Source organism: Stenotrophomonas maltophilia (assembly GCF_006974125.1).
In the GTDB taxonomy this organism is placed as follows: Bacteria; Pseudomonadota; Gammaproteobacteria; order Xanthomonadales; family Xanthomonadaceae; genus Stenotrophomonas; species Stenotrophomonas maltophilia_O.
The window spans coordinates 1878432-1897127 of the sequence record NZ_CP037858.1 but is presented as its reverse complement, the minus strand read 5'-3'; the positions used below and the strand labels follow the sequence as shown (position 1 = coordinate 1897127).

At 67.6% G+C, this 18696-nt stretch carries 17 protein-coding genes; 11 read left to right on the top strand and 6 right to left on the bottom strand.

From position 1 onward, the window contains the following. The first annotated feature begins 100 nt into the window (after positions 1–100). A complete protein-coding gene (locus EZ304_RS08595) occupies positions 101–451 on the top strand; it encodes a VOC family protein (RefSeq protein WP_005411161.1) in 351 nt (116 codons plus the stop codon). 15 nt (positions 452–466) lie between these two features. On the opposite strand, the gene EZ304_RS08590 is transcribed toward EZ304_RS08595, so the two are convergent. Further along, positions 467–1096, bottom strand: a complete 630-nt coding sequence (locus tag EZ304_RS08590) for a TetR/AcrR family transcriptional regulator (protein WP_142806801.1) — start codon at positions 1094–1096, stop codon at positions 467–469. Between the two features lie 127 nt (positions 1097–1223). Here EZ304_RS08590 and EZ304_RS08585 point away from each other — a divergent pair, with 127 nt between their 5' ends. After that, positions 1224–2696 (top strand): MFS transporter, encoded by a 1473-nt coding sequence (locus EZ304_RS08585; protein ID WP_099554658.1) that lies wholly within the window; start codon positions 1224–1226, stop codon positions 2694–2696. Between the two features lie 10 nt (positions 2697–2706). On the opposite strand, the gene EZ304_RS08580 is transcribed toward EZ304_RS08585, so the two are convergent. Next, the gene (locus tag EZ304_RS08580; RefSeq protein WP_049429457.1) at positions 2707–3000 is read right to left on the bottom strand and encodes a KGG domain-containing protein; all 294 of its coding nucleotides are present in this window, start codon (positions 2998–3000) and stop codon (positions 2707–2709) included. Positions 3001–3197: 197 nt separating this feature from the next. Further along, complete coding sequence (locus EZ304_RS08575; RefSeq protein ID WP_142806800.1) at positions 3198–3662, bottom strand: MarR family winged helix-turn-helix transcriptional regulator; 465 nt, start codon at positions 3660–3662, stop codon at positions 3198–3200. Positions 3663–3711: 49 nt separating this feature from the next. Here EZ304_RS08575 and EZ304_RS08570 point away from each other — a divergent pair, with 49 nt between their 5' ends. The 3 genes from EZ304_RS08570 (at position 3712) to EZ304_RS21225 (ending at position 8355) form a co-directional block, all read left to right on the top strand. Next, on the top strand, positions 3712–4623 hold the full coding sequence (locus EZ304_RS08570) for a S41 family peptidase (protein WP_142806799.1): 912 nt from the start codon (positions 3712–3714) through the stop codon (positions 4621–4623). A 98-nt stretch (positions 4624–4721) separates the two neighbouring features. Next, positions 4722–5615 carry an NAD-dependent epimerase/dehydratase family protein gene (locus tag EZ304_RS08565; protein WP_005414561.1) on the top strand — a complete coding sequence of 298 codons (894 nt, stop codon included), beginning with the start codon at positions 4722–4724 and terminating at the stop codon, positions 5613–5615. A 208-nt stretch (positions 5616–5823) separates the two neighbouring features. Further along, positions 5824–8355, top strand: a complete 2532-nt coding sequence (locus EZ304_RS21225) for a methyl-accepting chemotaxis protein (RefSeq protein WP_142806798.1) — start codon at positions 5824–5826, stop codon at positions 8353–8355. Positions 8356–8451: 96 nt separating this feature from the next. Here the strand turns inward: EZ304_RS21225 and EZ304_RS08555 are convergent, their stop codons facing one another. Next, the gene (locus tag EZ304_RS08555; protein ID WP_142806797.1) at positions 8452–8838 is read right to left on the bottom strand and encodes a DUF2628 domain-containing protein; all 387 of its coding nucleotides are present in this window, start codon (positions 8836–8838) and stop codon (positions 8452–8454) included. A gap of 216 nt (positions 8839–9054) precedes the next feature. On the opposite strand from EZ304_RS08555, the gene EZ304_RS20955 reads away from it, so the two are divergent. Then, entirely contained in the window at positions 9055–9228 is a 174-nt protein-coding gene (locus EZ304_RS20955; RefSeq protein ID WP_005411154.1) for a hypothetical protein, read from the top strand. Between the two features lie 60 nt (positions 9229–9288). Here the strand turns inward: EZ304_RS20955 and EZ304_RS08550 are convergent, their stop codons facing one another. Continuing rightward, complete coding sequence (locus EZ304_RS08550; protein ID WP_099554666.1) at positions 9289–11334, bottom strand: TonB-dependent receptor domain-containing protein; 2046 nt, start codon at positions 11332–11334, stop codon at positions 9289–9291. 498 nt (positions 11335–11832) lie between these two features. On the opposite strand from EZ304_RS08550, the gene mdoH reads away from it, so the two are divergent. The 5 genes from mdoH (at position 11833) to hemC (ending at position 17791) form a co-directional block, all read left to right on the top strand. Continuing rightward, a complete protein-coding gene (gene mdoH, locus EZ304_RS08540) occupies positions 11833–13758 on the top strand; it encodes a glucans biosynthesis glucosyltransferase MdoH (RefSeq protein ID WP_142806796.1) in 1926 nt (641 codons plus the stop codon). A 50-nt stretch (positions 13759–13808) separates the two neighbouring features. After that, complete coding sequence (locus EZ304_RS08535; RefSeq protein ID WP_099554672.1) at positions 13809–14468, top strand: alpha/beta hydrolase; 660 nt, start codon at positions 13809–13811, stop codon at positions 14466–14468. A gap of 3 nt (positions 14469–14471) precedes the next feature. Next, on the top strand, positions 14472–15515 hold the full coding sequence (locus EZ304_RS08530; RefSeq protein WP_185959224.1) for a sensor histidine kinase: 1044 nt from the start codon (positions 14472–14474) through the stop codon (positions 15513–15515). A gap of 4 nt (positions 15516–15519) precedes the next feature. Beyond that, on the top strand, positions 15520–16257 hold the full coding sequence (locus EZ304_RS08525; RefSeq protein WP_185959223.1) for a LytR/AlgR family response regulator transcription factor: 738 nt from the start codon (positions 15520–15522) through the stop codon (positions 16255–16257). A gap of 622 nt (positions 16258–16879) precedes the next feature. Beyond that, positions 16880–17791 (top strand): hydroxymethylbilane synthase, encoded by a 912-nt coding sequence (gene hemC / locus EZ304_RS08520; protein ID WP_142806794.1) that lies wholly within the window; start codon positions 16880–16882, stop codon positions 17789–17791. Between the two features lie 71 nt (positions 17792–17862). Here hemC and EZ304_RS08515 read toward each other — a convergent pair whose 3' ends face one another. Next, on the bottom strand, positions 17863–18639 hold the full coding sequence (locus tag EZ304_RS08515; protein ID WP_010481298.1) for a DUF481 domain-containing protein: 777 nt from the start codon (positions 18637–18639) through the stop codon (positions 17863–17865). Between the last annotated feature and the right edge of the window lie 57 nt (positions 18640–18696).

The following is an 18696-nucleotide window of genomic DNA, read 5'->3' as shown; positions in this document are numbered from 1 at the left end:
GATCGCCTCAGATGGCGATGCGGGCGTCTGGTGGGCTGAGCCCGCTTGCGGGCCATGCACGCAGCAGCGAGGATGGGAAATCGCACCGGAGCCGCTGCACATGGCCGTCAAACGTATTGTCGCCAACATCGCCACGCCTGACCCGGCGCGTGCCGCAGCGTTCTATGGCGGGCTGCTGGGCATGCCGGTGGTGATGGATCATGGCTGGATCGTCACCCATGGCGGGCAGGGCAGTGCGCTGGCGCAGGTGAGCTTTGCCAGCGAAGGGGGTTCCGGCACCGCGGTGCCCGACCTGTCGATTGAAGTGGACGACCTGCAGCAGGTGCTGGAGCGCATGCACGCGGCCGGCATCCCGCTGGAGTATGGCCCGGCCGACGAGCCCTGGGGCGTGCGTCGCTTCTTCGTCCGCGACCCGTTCGGGCGGCTGTTGAACATTCTCGCCCACACCTGAGCGGGGAGCGTTGCTTCAGCGGCGTCTGCCGCCGCGCGCCGGAGCTGCGGGAACACCGACCATGCGCAGGCAATCCGCTTCCACGGCTTCGATGAACGCATCGGCATCCTGTGCCGGCGTGGCGATCAGGTCGTCGGTGGCGCCGTGCACGCCGGCATAGATCAGCGAGGCGGTGACCTGCGGCGCTGGAAGCTGCCACAGTCCAGCGGCGTTGCCCGCCTCGAGGATGCCCAGCAATTGCTGCTGGATCGCATTGCGTTCGGCATTGCCGCGCTGGTGGTGGTGATGGTTGGCGTACACCACATCGTGCAGTGCATGGGTGCGCACGTAGAGCTCGATGTTGGCGCGGATCCAGGCACGCAGGCGTGCCACGCCATCGCCGTCGGGCTGCTGCTGCACGGCCTGGTCGACCTCTTCCATGAACTGCCGCGTGTAGCGCTGCGCCAGCGCCTGCAGGATCTCGGTGCGTGAGGCGAAATAGGTATAGAAGGTGCCCTTGGCCACATCAGCCGCGGCGACGATGTCGCTGATGGTGGTGGCGTCTACCCCCTTTGACAGGAACAGTGCCTGCGCGGCGTCCATCAGTTCTTCCTGACGGGTTTCCGCGGGCTTGGTGCGAGGCCTGGCGACAGCTGGGGTCTGCATGGTGGGCGGTATCCGGGTGTGACGGCCGCCATTCTAGCTGCCTCTTCACACTGACTGACCGTCGGTCATTGACCGACGGTCAGTCAGTCGCTAGGATGCGCGCACATCCTCCCCCCGGGATCCACGCATGAAACGCCTCCAACGGCCCGCCCTGGTGCTGGCGGCCTACCTCGGTACGTTCCTCGCTTCGCTGGACATCAGCATCGTCAACGTGGCACTGCCAACCCTGCAGCAGGCGCTGCAGACCGACATGGCAGGCCTGCAGTGGGTGATCAACGCCTACGCGATCGCACTATCGGCGCTGATGCTGTCAGCCGGTCCGTTGGGGGATCGCTACGGTCATCGGCGGATGTGGCTGCTGAGCGTCGCCACCTTCATTATGGGCTCGCTGCTGTGCGCCTGCGCCAAGGATCTTTCGACCCTGGTCGCCGGACGCGCGGTGCAGGGCGTGGCAGGTGCGCTGTTGATTCCCAGTGCGATGCCGATCCTGAGTCACGCATTTCCCGATCCAGGCCAGCGCGCGCGCGTGATCGGTGGCTGGTCCGCGTTCAGCGCGCTGGCCCTGGTGCTCGGCCCGTTGCTGGGCGGTGCGCTGGTGCAGCGCGCCGGTTGGCCCAGCATCTTCCTGATCAACCTGCCTTTGGGGCTGCTGGCGCTTGCGCTTGGCGCCTGGGGCATTGCCGAACGACGCCACCCGCAGCACGCCGCACTGGATCCGGCCGGGCAGCTGCTCAGCATCGTTGCGCTGGGCGCGCTGTGCTATGGCCTGATCGCGATCGGCGAGCATGGCCTGCTGGCCCCGGTGACGCTTCTGGCGCTGGGCGCCGCAACTGCCGGGCTGATCCTGTTCGGCATCGTCGAGCGGCGGGTGGCACGCCCACTGCTGCCGCTGGACCTGTTTGCCGACCGCCGCTTCGGCATGCTCAACCTGGCCTCCTTCGTGCTGGGCTTCACTGCCTATGCGAGCCTGTTTTTCCTGTCGCTGTTCTTCCAGCAGGCGCAGGGACATGGTGCCGCGCTGGCGGGCTCACAGCTGGCTCCCCAGTTCCTGTTGATGGGTGTTGTCTCGCTGTTGTTCGGTCGTCTGGTCGCCCACCTCGGCCTGCACGCCGCGCTGGTGCTGGGCTACACCCTGGCCGGGGTGGCGCTGTGCGTGATGGCCACGTTCGAACCGGCTACTTCGCGCGCTTATGCCAGCGCCGTGCTGATGCTGCTTGGCATTGGAATGGGGCTGGCAGTGCCGGCGACCGGCATGGCAGTCATGGCCAACGCACCGGCCGAACGCGCAGGTATTGCCTCAGCCACGATGAACGCGCTGCGCCAGGCAGGCATGAGCCTGGGCATCGCGTTGCTGGGCAGCCTGATGGGCCAGCGTGCCGTACAGCAGTTCACCGCTTGTGCGCAGGCCGCAGGGCAGCAGCGGCTTGTTGCGCAGGCGCGTGAACTCGTCCTGCACCCAGGCTCGATGCACGCCACGCCGCAGGTGCTGACGTGGTACCGCAATGCGATGGCCAGCGGGTTCGGTTGGGCGATGGCGGCGGCGGGGGCGCTGGCCCTGCTTGTGGCCCTTGGGCTGTATCGGCAGCGCGCCCCGGCCTGACCGCGCGGGGTCACCGCTGCTGGGGGTGTGGATCCTCTGCACCGTGCTCGATCTGCTGCTGTTGCTGGCGTGCATTGGCGTGGCGTGCGTGCCCACCTTCGCGTCCGATCGCGGCCATGTGCTGCCGGTCGCGGCTGATCGCTTCGCCGCCCTTGCGACCTGCAGCACGCGCTTCGTCAGGGCTGAATTCGTGCGCATTGCCGGAGGCATGTGCCGCGCGCCCGCCCTTGGCGGCGATCGCGCGCTGTTTGTCCTGGTCCATCGAGGCGAAGCCCCGGTTGGAACGGTGATTCTGGTCGGTCATGGGACGTCTCCTGCTGCAGGGTCGGCGCCGTCGTCAACGGCAGCGCCCATGCTTGGCCAACGCGTGCTAAGTCCAGGTCGCCATCCTCGCCGTGGCCTTCACGCCATGTGCGCACGCGGTCGATGACGTGGCCATTCAGGCGAACGCAGCGGGAGTTGCCGTCCTCGAAGAGGCGACACATCGGCGACGGCGCAGTGTCAGCGCCGGCGGGCGTCGCGCAGTCGTTGCGCGAATGGCCGCTGCTCCAGAACCTGCAGAGCCTCGCGCAGCACCTGTTCCAGCGACTGGCCGAGATCCGCATCGAGGCTGCGTGCGGCGCGTGCGGTGGCCTGCCATTGCGCCTGCAGCACCGGCAGTGCCTGCAGTGCATGCGGGCTCAGCTGCAGGATGCGCTCGCGGCTGTCTTCGCCGATGACGGCGTGCAGCCAGCCGTCGCGCACCATCGCGGCCACCGTCTGGCTGAGTGCCGAATGGCTGAGTCCGCAGGCCAGCGCCAGATCCTTGATGCGGCAGGGGCCCTGCGCCATCAGCGTGTGCAGCACGGGGGTGTAGCGCGGCCGGAAGTCCAGCTGCAGGTCGCGATAGGCCTGCTCGACCGCCGGGTCGAGCTGATCGAGCAGGGCGCGCAGCAGGGTGCCCAGGCTGGCATGTTGGAGATCCATGCCCACAATGATATATAAGCGCTTACATATCATCAATGCGGGGGCGGTCATGGTGGTTTCGTGGATGCTGGGCACGCTGCTGGCAGCGTCCTGCCCGGGCCAGGACACAGTGCTGCAGGCGGCGGCTGCGGCAATAGAGGCGCACTACCTGGACGTGGCCGAAGGCGCACGCATCGCCGATGCGGTGCGTGGCTGGTCCACCCAGCAGCGCTATGTGGACAGCTGCACGGACCCGAAGGGCTTCAGTGCGCGCCTGAACCAGGATCTGGACGTGTTCGACGGCCACTTCCATGTGGAACGGGTGGAGGCCGGCGCCGGCCAGGACGATTGGCTGATGGCCTGGCGTGCGGATGCACGCAGCAATGGTGCGGGCGTGCGCGAGGTGCGGGTGCTGGAAGGCAATCTCGGTTACCTGCGCCTGAGCACCTTCTATCCGCTCGATCTGGCAAGGCCCAGGCTGGCGGCAGCGTTCACCCTGCTGGCCGACACCCAGGGTCTGGTGCTGGATCTGCGCCAGAACGGGGGCGGTGATGATGGCAGCGCCGACCTGCTGGTGCGGACCCTGCTGGAGCCAGGTGTCACTGCAGTGCAGGCGCTGGAGCAACGTGGCCGGCGTACCCCGGTGCCGCTGCCGCCAGCGAGCCTTCCGCTGTACCTGAAGCCGCTGGTGATACTGATCGACCGCCGCACCGGCTCGGCGGCCGAGTTCGTCGCGTATTCGCTGCAGGCCCTGGGACGTGCGCGCATCGTCGGCGGCCGCAGTGGTGGTGCCGCACATATGTTCGATGATCCTGTGCTGCTGCCCGATGGCTATCAGATCAGCATTCCGGATCGGCAACCGATCAATCTGCGCACCGGTGGAAACTGGGAACGGACCGGTGTCGCGCCTGACGTGGCAGGCGGCGACGACCCGCTGTTCATCGCGCGCCAACTGCTGGCTCCGCCGAAGTCGTCAAGATGAACGCACGGTTGCGCGGTTGTCCTATCGCAGATGCGCCGTTGCATGCCTAGAATCGAAGCATCCCGGTAGTTCCCGGGCGCTTCGAGTGAATGGACTCAATGAAGATTCTGTTGACCGGCAGTTCCGGGCGGATCGGGCGCGCGATCTTCGGCGCGTTGGCGGCTGCCCATGAAGTGGTTGGTCTGGACCGCAGCCCGTTCGCCACCACGCGCATCATTGCCGATGTCACCGATCATCAAGCCGTCGTGCGCGCGGTGCAGGGCGTCGACGCGGTCATCCATACCGCAGCCCTGCATGCGCCGCACGTTGGCCTGGTACCGGACGCGGTGTTCCAGCAGATCAATGTGGACGCGACTGCGCACCTGCTGCAGGCGGCGCGGGAGGCAGGTGCACGGCGGTTCGTGTTGACCAGTACCACCGCGCTGTACGGCCACGCAGTGGTGGCAGGAGGATGCCGCTGGATCGATGAGGATACCGAGCCGTTGCCGCGAACGATCTATCACCGCAGCAAGCTGCAGGCCGAGGCCCTGGCTGAAGCTGCGGCCGCACCGGACTTCGGCGTGCGCGTGCTGCGGATGGGGCGCTGCTTCCCGGAGCCGCCGGAACGGATGGCGATGTTCCGGTTGCATCGTGGGATCGACGCCCGTGACGTGGCCAGTGCCCATGCCGCGCTGCTGCTGGATGAGGGGCCGGCCTTCGCCCGCTACATCGCCTGCGCAGCGACCCCGTTCCGGCGCGAGGATTGCCTGGAACTGGCCACCCAGCCACGCAACGTACTGGCCCGGCGCGTACCGCAGCTGCTGGCCGAGTTCGAGCGCCGTGGCTGGCCGTTGCCGCTGAGCGTCGACCGCGTCTATGACAGCGCCCGCATTCGCAGGGAGCTGGGATGGCAGCCGCGTTTCGGGCCGGACGCTGTGCTGCAGCAGTACGCCGCAGGCAGCATCGAGGTGTTGCCGCGCGCGGAGTGGATCAAGGATCGGGTGGCCGAATAGGGGACGCCGGGCGGGTTCCTGTCCCGTCCCTGAGTGCATTCAGGAATGTGTCGTGCGGTCGCCTCAACCTCGTTGGCAGGCGGCCGCTAACCCGGTGCGCTTCCTGCGCCGGGCGGGTCCCGGCGGCCGGTGGCCTGCGCGATGGATCGCGCGCCTGCGCGGTGCCCTCGCGGTGCCGGTCGTCCTGAACTGCCTTGCGGACCCCTCCATGCCTTCTTCCCGTTCCGCCGCTGCCCGCCGTCCGGGCAGCATCGCCCACAAGCTGATGCTGGGCACCGCCGTCATCGCGCTGCTGTGCTTCGGCCTGACGGCGTTCCTGATCTATCGCCAGGCCAGTGCCAGCCTGATCGATGCCTCACGCCAGACCATGACCAGCGAGGCCAACGCCGAAGCGCGCCAGGTCGCCGCCGACCTGGGCACGGCGTTCGCCAGCAACGACGCCATGGTCGAAGCCGTGCTCGCCCAGCGTGCGCGGGGGGATGTGCCTGATCGCGCCAGCCTGGCGGCCGTGCTCGGTGAGCAGCTGCGTACCCACCCGGAATGGCTGGGCAAGAGCACCATGTGGGAGGCCGATGCCTTCGATGGCAAGGATGCCGAATTCGCCAATACCGAGATGCACGATGCCAGCGGCCGCTACATGAGCTACTGGGCCTGGCATGACGGCAAGCCACAGCAGTCGACCATGACCGACTACACCGAAGCCGCCGACGGCTCGGCCGACTGGTACGTGGTGCCCAGCCGCGACAAGCTGCCCAAGGTCAGTGAACCCTATGCCTACGACATCGCCGGGCAGCAGGTGCTGATGAGCACGTTGAGCTCGCCGATCATCGAAAACGGCACGTTCCTCGGTGTATTCACCGTCGACTTCTCGCTGGCGGCGCTGCAGAAGCACCTTGCCACGCTGAAGCCGATGGGCGCAGGTCGCGTCGAACTGCTCTCACCGAACGGCGTGGTGCTCGCCTCGGCGAACGCCGCCGAGATCGGCAAGCCGCGCAGCGATGCATTGACCCGCAGCATGCTGGCCGACATCGCCGCCGACCGCAGGTTCGAGGCTTTCACCCCGGACGCGGCCGGCAATGTGCGCGTGTACGTGCCGCTGCGCGTAGGCAATGCCCCGCAGCGCTTCGCACTGGGCGTGGTGATGCCGCATGCGGTGATCGTCGCCGAGGCGCGCCAGCTGCTGTGGCTGACGTTGCTGGTTGGCGTGGTGGCCGCGCTGACCCTCAGCGCAGGCGTCTACGTGCTGCTGCGCCGCCTGGCGATCCGCCCGTTGGCCGAAGCGGTGCGAGTGGCGGGTGACGTTGCCGCCGGCAAGCTCGACAGCACCTTGCCTGCGCGCAGCAACGATGAAGTGGGCCGCCTGCTGGAGGCAATGCAGGGCATGCGCGGACAGCTGCAGGCGGTGATGGCCGCGCAGGCGGAAATGGCGCGCCGCCACGATGCCGGCGAGCTGAGCTACCGCATGGACGCTACTGCCTTCCCCGGCGAGTACGGCCGCATGGTGGCCGACAGCAACCAGCTGGTGGCCTCCAGCAATGCGGTCACCCAGCGCCTGGTCGAGGTGATGCAGCGTTACGCGGTGGGTGACCTCAGCGTGGACATGGAAGCGCTGCCGGGCGAGAAGGCGGTGTTCACCGCTGCAATGGCCACCACCAAGATCAACCTGGCCGCGATCAACGAGCAGATCCAGCAGCTGGCTGCCGCCGCGGCGGCCGGCGACTTCGCCGTACGCGGCGATGCCGGGCGCTTCGACCACGATTTCCGCCGCATGGTGGAGACCCTCAACATCATGATGCAGGTCAGCGATCACAACCTGGCCGAGCTGTCGACGCTGCTTCGCGCGATTGCCGCCGGCGACCTCAGCGCACGCATGCGTGGTGATTTCCATGGCGTGTTCGCGGTGATGCGCGACGATGCCAACAGCACCGTGCAGCAGTTGACCCAGATTGTCGGGCAGATCCAGCAGTCGGCCGCCAGCATCCGCCTGGCGGCGGGAGAGATCGCTGCGGGCAACAGCGATCTCTCGCGTCGTACCGAGCAGCAGGCCGCCAACCTGGAAGAGACTGCCGCCTCGATGGAGGAGCTGACCTCCACCGTGCGACAGAACGCCGACCACGCGCTGCAGGCCAATACCCTCGCCGGTTCCGCCGCTGGCGTTGCCAGCGAGGGCGGGGAGGTGGTCAACCAGGTGGTGCAGACCATGGAGCAGATCGAGGCATCGTCGCAGCGCATCGCCGAGATCATTTCGGTGATCGACGGCATCGCCTTCCAGACCAACATCCTGGCGTTGAACGCGGCGGTGGAAGCGGCGCGGGCAGGGGAGCAGGGCCGTGGCTTCGCTGTGGTCGCCAGCGAGGTGCGCGCGCTGGCGCAACGCTCGGCGGGCGCAGCGAAGGAGATCAAGGAACTGATCGACGCATCGGTGGCGCAGGTCGGTGCCGGTGCGCAGCTGGTGCACGGTGCGGGCCGTACCATGCAGGCCATCGTCGGCCAGGTGGGACGGGTCAACGAGATCATGGCCGAGATCTCGGCCGCGTCGCGCGAACAGTCCGCCGGCATCGAACAGGTCAACCAGACCGTGGTGCAGATGGATGAGACCACCCAGCAGAATGCCGCACTGGTGGAAGAAGCCAGTGCCGCCGCGCGTGCGATGGAAGAACAGGCCGAGCAGCTGGCCGTGGCGGTCTCGCGCTTCCGCCTGCAGGCCGAGCCGATGGCCACGGCACGCCGCGCGGCCTGACGCTGGCCGGAGTGCACATGAAGACGCCCGGCCAAGGCCGGGCGTCGTCGTTTCTGCTCGTCGTTGTGCCGGTCGGGGCCGGCCGCTGCCGCGGTTCTAGAACATGCCTTCGAAGGGGTTCCAGCTGGCGCGGCCCTTCACCTGTTCCAGGTAGTAGCTGTAGTTGGTGCTGGAAGCGACCAGGAAGTTCATGGCGATGAACACGGCACGGGCCACGATGTCGGGCAGGAACAGGGTCACGGCGGCCAGCGCGATGTTGATGCCGATCACCACCAGCGCCTTGCGCCACATGCCCAGGATGAACAGGTAGATGGCGCCGAAGAAGAAGGCGAAGAAGTTGATGTTGACCTTCAGGCGGTCGCCGAAGGACAGCGCCTTCCAGGCCTGCTTGAAGCCTGATTCCTTGGGCGCGCCGTGCTGCTGGAAGAAGTTGAAGCGGAACTGCCACTTCGGGCTGAAGCGGGAGAGGTCGACTGCGTTCATTGACGTACACGTCCTTGTGGGAAAACGATTACATGATACCGGCCGGCCGGTTCAGCTATCCACCCTGCAGCGTCAAAAATGTGACGCTCAGTGCGCTATGGCCCTGCGGCCAGGGGGCGCACCGTCACCCACCCGCCTTGTTTTTAGGATAGGGTGCGCAGTTCCGCTACCGCACCGGCTGAATCCGTGCGGTGGCGGGATGTCCATGGAGGTTGCATGACCACACCTGCTACACCGGAAAACGCACCGGGACCGGTGCTCCTGCCGACACCTGAAGTGGTGCAGGCACAACAGCTGCTCGCACGCCAGCAACTGGCGGTGGCGATGGACCGTGCACGCACGGCCGCTACGCAGAGCGCGGCGCCCGCCGCCGCACTGGAAAGCGAGTAACCCGCAACACCGCCGATCGCGCTGGCCCGTCGCCAGCGCGATCGTGGCGGACGCTCCTGGTCAGAACCGCGCGGTCATGCTGAAGAAGTAGCTGCGCCCGGCCACGAAATAGTCGGTGGAGCCTTCCGCATACAGCTTCTTGTCGGCCAGGTTGCTGACACCGCCACGCAGGGTCAGCACCTCGTTGACGTTCCAGGCCGCGGTCAGGTCATACAGCGTGTAGGCCTTGAGGAAGGTCGTCGCCGTGCCGGTCTGCTTGCCGGTGTACTGCGCCGACAGGCTGCTTGAGAACACCGTGTTGGGCGTCCAGTCCAGCGACGAGTAGCCCGAGAACTCCGGGGTATCGATCAGGTTGCGGCCGGTGGTCAGGTTCTTGGCTTCCTTCATCCAGGTCGCCGAGGTGCGCCAGCGCCAGTGCTCGCCGAAGCGGAAATTGAGGTTGCCTTCCATGCCGCTGGTGCGTGCGCGCTGCACGTTGCTCATGCGCGTCCACCAGATGCCGTTGAACCTGCCCAGCGGTGCGTACTCGATCTTGTTCCTGAAATCGGTATGGAAGTAGGTCAGGCCGGCATCGACCAGGTCGTTGTCGAAGCTGACGCCGATCTCGCGGTTGGTGCTGGTTTCCGGGTCGAGGTCCGGGTTGCCGGCCATGTAGCAGCCGCCGCGGGTATAGCCCAGCGGGATCAGCGAGGTGCAGCCACGGCCACCGGACTGGGTGGCGGCGGTGGCCGAATTCTCGGTCAGGCTGGGCGCGCGGAAGCCCTTGGAAACACCACCTCGGATGGTCCATTGCTCGGCCGGATGCCAGACCAGGTAGGCTCGCGGGCTGACGTGGCCGCCGAACTTCTCATGGTGGTCCAGGCGCGCGCCCAGGGTCAGCGCCAGGGTGCGGTGCAGCTTCAGCTCGTCTTCGACGAACAGGGCCCAGGTATCCACTTCCAGATCGGAGCCGCTGACGGCATTGCCGGCATAGTCGATCGGCGCGCGGCCGATGGTGTCGGTGTTGGTCAGCTCCTGGCGCTTCCATTGGCCACCCACGGCGAACTGGTGTTCAACACCGAGGGTGAATGGTGTGGTCAGGCTGCCTTCGATGATCGTATCGGTCGCCTCGGAGCGGCCGGTGGCGCCGATGTCGTTCTTGTATTCGGTCCAGTACGCGCTGATCTTCGAGTTGCCGAAGCTCCACTTGCCATCGTGGTTGAGCGCCAGCGAGCTGCGCTTGAGTTCGCTGGCACCCCAGGCGCCTTCGTCCTGCTTTTCCAGCGAGGCGTCGATGAAGGCCTGCTGCACGCCATGGCCGGCTTCCAGCGACAGTTCCTGCGCGTCACTCAGTTTCCACTGCAGCAGCGCGTCGACATTGCGGTCCTTCTCGCCGGCGTAGGCGTTGCCGTAGACACCACCGTTGGACTGGTCCGAGTCGCGGCGCATGCTGTTGGCACCGATGCGCAGGCCGAAGCGTTCGCCGAGCGGGCCGGAGAAGGTGGCGCCGATCTGCTGGGTGTCACCGCGCTTGTCATCGCCGGGGCGGGTATAGCTGTGCGTCGCGCTGCCGTTCCATTCATCGCCGATGCGCCGGGTGATGATGTTGATCACGCCGCCCATGGCGTCGGAGCCATACAGCGACGACATCGGCCCGCGCACCACTTCGATGCGCTCGATCTGGTCGGGCGAAATCCAGTTCAGATCCTGGCGGCCCAGGTCCGGCCGGTAGTTGGTCGATGCCGAGCTGCCCATGCGCTTGCCGTCCACCAGCACCAGCGTGTAGTTGGACGGCATGCCGCGCAGCTTGATCTTGGATTGCTCGCCGACGGCGCTGAGGCCGCCGGTCACGCCCGGCACGCGGCTGAGCAGGGTGGCCAGGTCGTGGACCGGCTGGCGCGCGATGTCCTCCCGGCTGATCACGCTGATGCTGGCCGGGGCATCCTTGATCCATTGCTGGTTGCCCGAGGCGGTGACCACCACGGTATCCAGATCCTTGGTGGAGGCATCGGCGCTGGCCTCTGCGGCGGCAAGGCAGGGCAGGGCCAGCAGGCAGGCGGTGGCCAGGGCACTGGCCAGGCGGGTGCGCGGCAGGCGCGCGGAACGGGAACGGAACAGCTGGGACATGACGGCTTCCATCGGATGAGGGGGGGGGCCGGATGGAAGCAACGGGCGCACGCAGACAAGCAGGCAGGCCCCCCTTCCATGGGTCGTAAGGCGCGCGGTTCGGGCCGGCGCAGCTGGGTGGGTCTCGGCCGTACGGAAGACGGTGACCTGCCTGGTTAATGAAATGATAACCGTTCGCGTTTGTTACGATCCAGCACCAGGCGCCACGAAGCGACATCCCGCTGCACGGCCCGCCATCGCCTGCTGTTTGCTGAATGGGGATAAATCCCGGCGTAGACCTTCGCACTCGGCTTACATCCGGCGCCCTAGACTGGGCCGCATTTTCGATTCCGCCCCGTTGGAGATCGTGTGGGTTCCGGTAGTTATAGACAGCGACTGTGCGGCCAAGGGCCGGCACAGCCAGGACAAGTGCGGGCGCCGGGAAGGCGCGCCGGGAACCTTCGCGCATGCAGCCCGGCCGGGACGGCCGGCCATGCCGACCGTGGGGAGTAAGCGGTGATGGGGGGTCAAACCATCCACGCGGAAGCGGATGCGCCCCGGCTCGACGCCGGCTGGGCGCTGCTGCCCGCCGAATCACCGCTGCCGATGCCCGAACAGACCCTGCGCGAAGGCGCGCTGAAGGTCCGTCGGCACCGTACCTCGCCACGCCTGATCGGCCTGCGCCGGTTCTACATCTTCGGCGGCACCCTGGCCATGACCGCCATCGCCACCCGCATGATGTGGCGGGTGCTGTCGGCCAATGGCATCAGCGTGCTGGAAGCCTGCCTGCTGGTGCTGTTCGTCGGCCTGTTCGCCTGGATCGCGCTGTCCTTTGCCAGCGCCGTTGCTGGCTTCCTGACCGCCGTGTTCGACCGCGGCTATCGCCTCGGCATCGACCCGGACAAGCCGCTGCCGACCGTGCACAGCCGCACCGCGCTGCTGATGCCGACCTACAACGAGGATCCGCGCCGACTGCTGGCGGGCCTGCAGGCGATCTACGAATCGGTGGCCGCCACCGGCCAGCTCGAACGCTTCGACTTCTTCGTGCTCAGCGATACCCGGCGCGAGGACATCGCACGTGCCGAGGAGCAGGTATTCGCCGAACTGCGCGACCGCGTGCAGGACGGGCAGACGCGCCTGTTCTACCGCCGCCGTGGCGACAACAGCGGGCGCAAGGCCGGCAACATCGCCGACTGGGTGCGCCGCTTCGGCGGCGCCTACCCGCAGATGCTGATCCTGGACGCCGACAGCCTGATGACCGGCGACAGCATCGTGCGCCTGGTGGCCGGCATGGAACACAACGCCGATGTCGGCCTGATCCAGACCCTGCCATCGGTGATCGGTGGCCGCACCCTGTTCGCCCGCATGCAGCAGTTCGGCGGTCGCGTGTACGGCCCGGTGATCGCCCGTGGCGTGGCCTGGTGGCATGGCGCCGAGAGCAACTACTGGGGCCGCAACGCGATCATCCGCACCCGTGCCTTCGCCGACCACGCCGGCCTGCCGGCGCTGCCGGGGCGCAAGCCGTTCGGCGGCCACGTTCTCAGCCACGACTTCGTCGAAGCGGCGCTGATGCGCCGTGGCGGATGGGCTGCGCACATGGTGCCGTACCTGGGCGGCAGCTATGAAGAAGGCCCGCCGACGCTGACCGACCTGCTGGTGCGCGACCGCCGCTGGTGCCAGGGCAACCTGCAGCATGGCAAGGTGGTCGGCAGCCGCGGCCTGCACTGGATCAGCCGCACGCACATGCTGATCGGCATCGGCCACTACTTCACCGCGCCGATGTGGGCGATGCTGATGCTGATCGGCATCGCCATTCCACTGTTCCAGGAAGGCATCGACTTCAACGCTTTGTTGCACCTGTCGCCCAGCGTGTACTGGCGTGCCCAGGATGAGGAGCAGGTGGTACGCCTGTTCGCCGCCACCATGGCGGTGCTGCTGCTGCCCAAGGTACTGGGCTACCTGGCGATGCTGCTGGACCCGGTCGACCGCCGCGGCTGCGGCGGCGCGATCCGTGCGTTCGTGTCGATGCTGGTGGAGACCGTGCTGGCCGCGCTGATGGCGCCGGTGGTGATGTACGTGCAGTCGCGCGGCGTGGCCGAAGTGCTTTCCGGCCGCGATTCCGGCTGGGACGCACAGCAGCGTGACGATGGTGGCATCTCGTGGATGGCCCTGATCCGCGGCTACGGCGGGCTGGGCGTGTTCGGTGCCTTCATGGGCCTGCTGGCCTGGGCGGTATCGCCGTCGCTGGCGGCGTGGATGGCACCGGTGGTGATCGGCATGGTGCTGGCGGTACCGGTGGTGGCGCTGACGTCTTCGCGCGGCCCGGGCGCCTTCCTGCATCGCCTCGGCCTGCTTGATATTCCCGAGGAGAACATCCCGCCGCCGGTACTGGTACGCGCCGCGCAGCTGCGCCGGGAAGCAGCCGAGCAACCGCCGCTGTACTGATGGCCCTGCACCAGCGGCATAATGCGGCTCGAACTTGAAGGAGCCGCATCATGCTGCAAACGGTGGAACAGGAGACCGGCGCCTCGCCGCAGTGGTCGGTGATCTGGCTGCACGGGCTTGGCGCCGACGGCCACGACTTCGCGCCGATCGTGCCGGAGCTGGTGCGTCCGCACTGGCCGGCGCTGCGCTTTGTGTTCCCGCACGCACCGGTGCGGCCGATCACGATCAACAACGGCGTGCCGATGCGCGGCTGGTACGACATCGTCGGCATGGACTTCCGCTCGCGCGCCGACATGGCCGGCGTGCAGGAGTCGGTGGTGCAGCTGGATGCACTGATCGCACGCGAGATCGAGCGCGGCATCGCGCCGGAGAAGATCTTCCTGGCGGGCTTCTCGCAGGGCGGGGCAATCATCCTCACCGCTGCACTGTCGCGCACCGCGCCGCTGGCCGGCCTGATTGCACTGTCCACCTACCTGCCCGAAGCCGAGAGCGCCCAGCGCGTTGATGGTGCCGTGCAGGTGCCGCTGTTCATGGCCCATGGCAGCAGCGACCCGGTGATTCCGCAGGCGGTGGCCGCACACAGCGCGCAGGCCCTGCAGGCGCTGGGCCTGGAGGTGGAGTGGCACAGCTATCCGATGGCCCACCAGGTCTGCGCCGAAGAGATCCAGGCACTGGGTGACTGGCTGCAGGAACGTCTGGGCGCCGCCTGAGCCATGCCGCCGGCCAGCACATCGCCGTGGATGCCGGAACTGTGCCGCCTGCCGCGGCTGGCGGCGATGCTCGGCCTGGCCGAGCTGGTGGTGGTGGTGCTGGCGTTGGCGCCCGATGGCAGCCGCCACTGGACCTTCGGCGAGCTGCTGTCGGCCAGCGGCTTCGCGCTATGGCTGGCGCTGGCGGTCACCGCCAGCCTGTGCCTGCTGCGGCAGGCACTGTCGAGGCTGCCGCAGGCGCTGGGCGCTGTCGCGGCGCTCGTGCTGGCGACCGTGATCGCGGTGATCTGTGCCGGCATCGTGCATGCGCTGTACGCGGTACTGGGCGACAACTTCGCCCGCGGCATCAGCTTCTGGCGCTTTACCCTCGGCAGTGCGGCAACCACGGCACTGATCGTCGCGCTGGCCCTGCGCTACTTCTATGTGAGCGATCGCTGGGCCGCGCAGGTGCAGGCCAACGCGCGTGCCCAGGCCGACGCGCTGCAGGCGCGGATCCGCCCGCACTTCCTGTTCAACAGCATGAACCTGATCGCCAGCCTGCTGCATCGCGATCCGGCGGTGGCCGAACGCGCGGTGCTGGATCTGTCCGATCTGTTCCGTGCTGCCCTGGGCGCGGGCGAGGGTGACTCCACCCTGCGTGACGAATGCGAGCTGGCCGAGCGTTATCTGTCGATAGAGTCGCTGCGCCTCGGCGAGCGACTGCAGGTGCGCTGGCAACGCGATGAGCCGCTGCCGTGGGACCTGCCACTGCCGAGGCTGGTACTGCAGCCGCTGGTGGAAAACGCAGTGCTGCATGGCATTTCACGCCTGCCCGAGGGCGGCACCATCGAATTGCAGCTGGTGCGCGAAGGCAGTGACCTTCAGATCCGCGTGCGCAATCCCGCGCCCGATCCGCAGACGCCGGGGTTGGCGCTGGCGCGTGGTGCCGGCCATGCCCAGCACAGCATCGGTCATCGGCTTGCCTGGCGCTTCGGCAGCGCCGCGCGGATGACGGCTGGCTGGAGCGAGGGCTACTATGCCTGCCAGGTGACAGTGCCGATCCAGTGAGGGGATGATCGTGAGGGTAGTCATCGCCGATGACGAACCGCTGGCGCGCGAGCGCCTGCGCAGCCTGCTGGCGGCGCAGGACGGCGTGGATGTGGTGGCCGAGGCCGGCAACGGCGAGCAGGCCCTGCATGCGTGCGCGGAGCTGCAGCCGGACCTGGTCCTGCTGGACATCGCGATGCCCGGGCTGGACGGCCTGGAGGCGGCGCGCCATCTGGCCAGCTTCGAGCCGCGGCCTGCGGTGGTGTTCTGCACCGCTTACGACGCGCACGCCTTGTCGGCGTTCGAGGCGGCCGCCATCGATTACCTGATGAAGCCGGTCCGCGCCGAACGCCTGGCCGCAGCGATCGCACGTGCCCGCACCTTCCTGGCCGGCCGCGATGGCCAGCCGCAGGGCAGCGGCGGGCAGCAGGCCCGCAGCATGCTGTGCGCACGCCTGCGTGGCAGCCTGCGGCTGATCCCGCTGGATGACATCCACTACCTGCAGGCCGAAGAGAAGTACGTGGTGGTGCACCATGCGCGTGGCGAAGACCTGATCGAGGAGTCGCTGAAATCGCTGGAGGAGGAGTTCGCCAGCCGTTTCATCCGCATCCATCGCAACTGCCTGGTGGCACGCCACGAGCTGGTGGAGCTGCGCCGTGGTACTGGCGGGCAGGTGCAGGCGGTACTGCGGCATGGCAAGCAGCCGCTGGAAGTCAGCCGCCGCTGCGTGGCGACGCTGAAGCAGGAACTGCGGCATCTGTGAGTGGTTCCGCGCGGCCTGCGGCCGCGACTGCTTACGAGCAACGTCGAAAGCAACAGCAACAGCCGGTTGGTCGGCTCGTTGGTGCTACGTACTGGGTCGGGCCGAGGTGGGGTGGCGGGACACGCTGCAAGTACATCCCTGTAAGCTCGATGGCGCCTTGCTCGTGTGCGCTGTCCTGCGCACACGGCAAGACCGGGGTTGGGCGTCCTGCCCAACCCGCCCGAGGCATGCCTCGGGCCCATGGCGCCAACGGTCCCGCCACCCCGTCCCGGCCCAACCCTCTCGTTGTCCACCGCGACGGACAGCAAAAGCGTTGGTGTTATCGGAGTGGAGAAATGTAGAGTCGAGCCATGCTCGACTCCGAGCGAAGCGACCCGCTCTTGCTCTGCTTTTCTTTTGATCTTCCGTGGCTGACGCACACGGAAACTGTCAAAGGCCGGGGCGGTGGGGTCATGCGGGGTGTCCGCGGCATGGATGCCGCGGCCAAGCCCCCAGGGATGGGTTCACGGCGTCCCCGCATGACCCCACCGCCCCGGCCAAGCACGGCTTCTGCTTTGATAGCACCAGGCACGAGGGGCTCCGCCGTTGGCCGTATCTGCGCCGAAGGCGCGATAATGACCGGATGGAAACCGTCCGCATCGCCACCCGCAAGAGCCCGCTCGCCCTCTGGCAGAGCGAACACGTCGCCGACCGCCTGCGCCAGGCCCACCCCGGCCTGCATGTGGAACTGGTGCCGATGAGCACCCGCGGCGACGAAGTGCTCGACCGCTCGCTCGCCGCCATCGGTGGCAAGGGCCTGTTCCTGAAGGAACTGGAGCTGGCCATGCTGCGTGGCGAGGCCGACTGCGCCGTGCATTCGCTGAAAGATGTGCCGATGGAACTGGATGCGCCGTTCGCGTTGCCGGCGATGCTGACCCGCCACGATCCCGCCGATGGCTTCGTCTCCAATCTGTACGCCTCGCTGGACGCGCTGCCGATCGGGGCACGGGTCGGTACCTCGTCGCTGCGTCGACAGGCCCAGCTGCGCGCGCTGCGACCGGACCTGGAACTGCTGGACCTGCGCGGCAACGTCAACACCCGCCTGGCCAAGCTCGACAACGGTGGCTACGACGCCATCGTGCTGGCGGTAGCCGGGCTGGAGCGGCTGGGCCTGGGCGAGCGCATCGTCGCGCGCCTGCAGCCGCCGCAGTGGTTGCCGGCCCCGGCACAGGGGGCGGTGGCGGTGGAGTGCGACGGTGGCAATACGCGCCTGATGGCGTTGTTCGCCCCGCTTGATGACGCGGCCACGCGTGCCTGCGTGGAGGCCGAGCGGGCAATGAACCGCGCGCTGCATGGCAGCTGCCACGTGCCGGTGGCGGCCATCGCGCAGTGGCAGGGGGATGATCTGCACCTGCAGGGGCTGGTTGGCAGCGCCAGCGACGGCCGTGCCGTGCGTGCTGAGGCGGTGGGCCCTGCCGGTGACCCGGAAGCGCTGGGTCAGCGCGTGGCGAAGATGCTGCTGGATGATGGCGCCAGCGAACTGCTGAACGTCTGAGCCATCAGGTAGTGCCGGCCAGCGGCCGGCACTACCGGAAGAAGAACGGGCGCCCTTGGCGCCCGTTCCGCTTACTTGAATTTGTAGACCACGTTCATCGTGGTCAGCGTATCGGTCTTGCGCTTGTCCTCGGCCACGTCACTGTTGTAACGCGCCTGCCAGCCGGCCTTCAGCGCCAGATGTTCGTTCATGCTCACCGAAACACCGAAGTCGTTCTGGCCGAAGGTGTTGTAGGAACCCGATTCGACCAGCAGGGTGTTGACCAGGTCGGTGTTGTCGGTCAGCGAGTACTTCATGTCGAACAGGCCGCGTCCGATCATGCCGGTGCGGGTGCGGTCGTCCTCGGTGCTGTGGGTGCGGCGCACACCGGGGCCGATCTGCGCGTCGAACGAGAAACGCTCGGTGTTCCACAGGCGGGTGCCGTAACCCAGGCCGAACGAGCTCTGGCGGTCGTAGGTGGCGAAGTCATCGCGCTCGGTACGCACCGTGGCCGTCAGCTGGCGGTGCTCGCCCAGCTGCAGCGCGCTGCCGGCACTGCCGGTGTAGCGGTTGGCGGTGGTGTTGTTGCGGCGGCTGGTGGAGCCGTCGTCGCGGGTCTCGATCACCTTGGAGCTGGAACGCAGGCCGGCCAGGTCCATGCTGTGCACCCAGTCGCCATCGGTGTAGCGCAGGCGCAGGCGGCCGTTGAAGCTTTCGGTGCTGCTGTTGCCGCGTGCCGAAGCGAAGCCGAGCTCGCCGCCACTGCCGCTCCACGGCGAGGACATCGCCGCCAGTTCGGAGGCATCCTGCGCATACGCGAGCGGTGCGCACAGCAGCAGGGGGATCAGCAGGGACACGCGCAGGGACATCGGGGCTTCTCCGAAGCGGTTGACAGCCGGTGATGATACTGGAAGCGTGATGGCGGT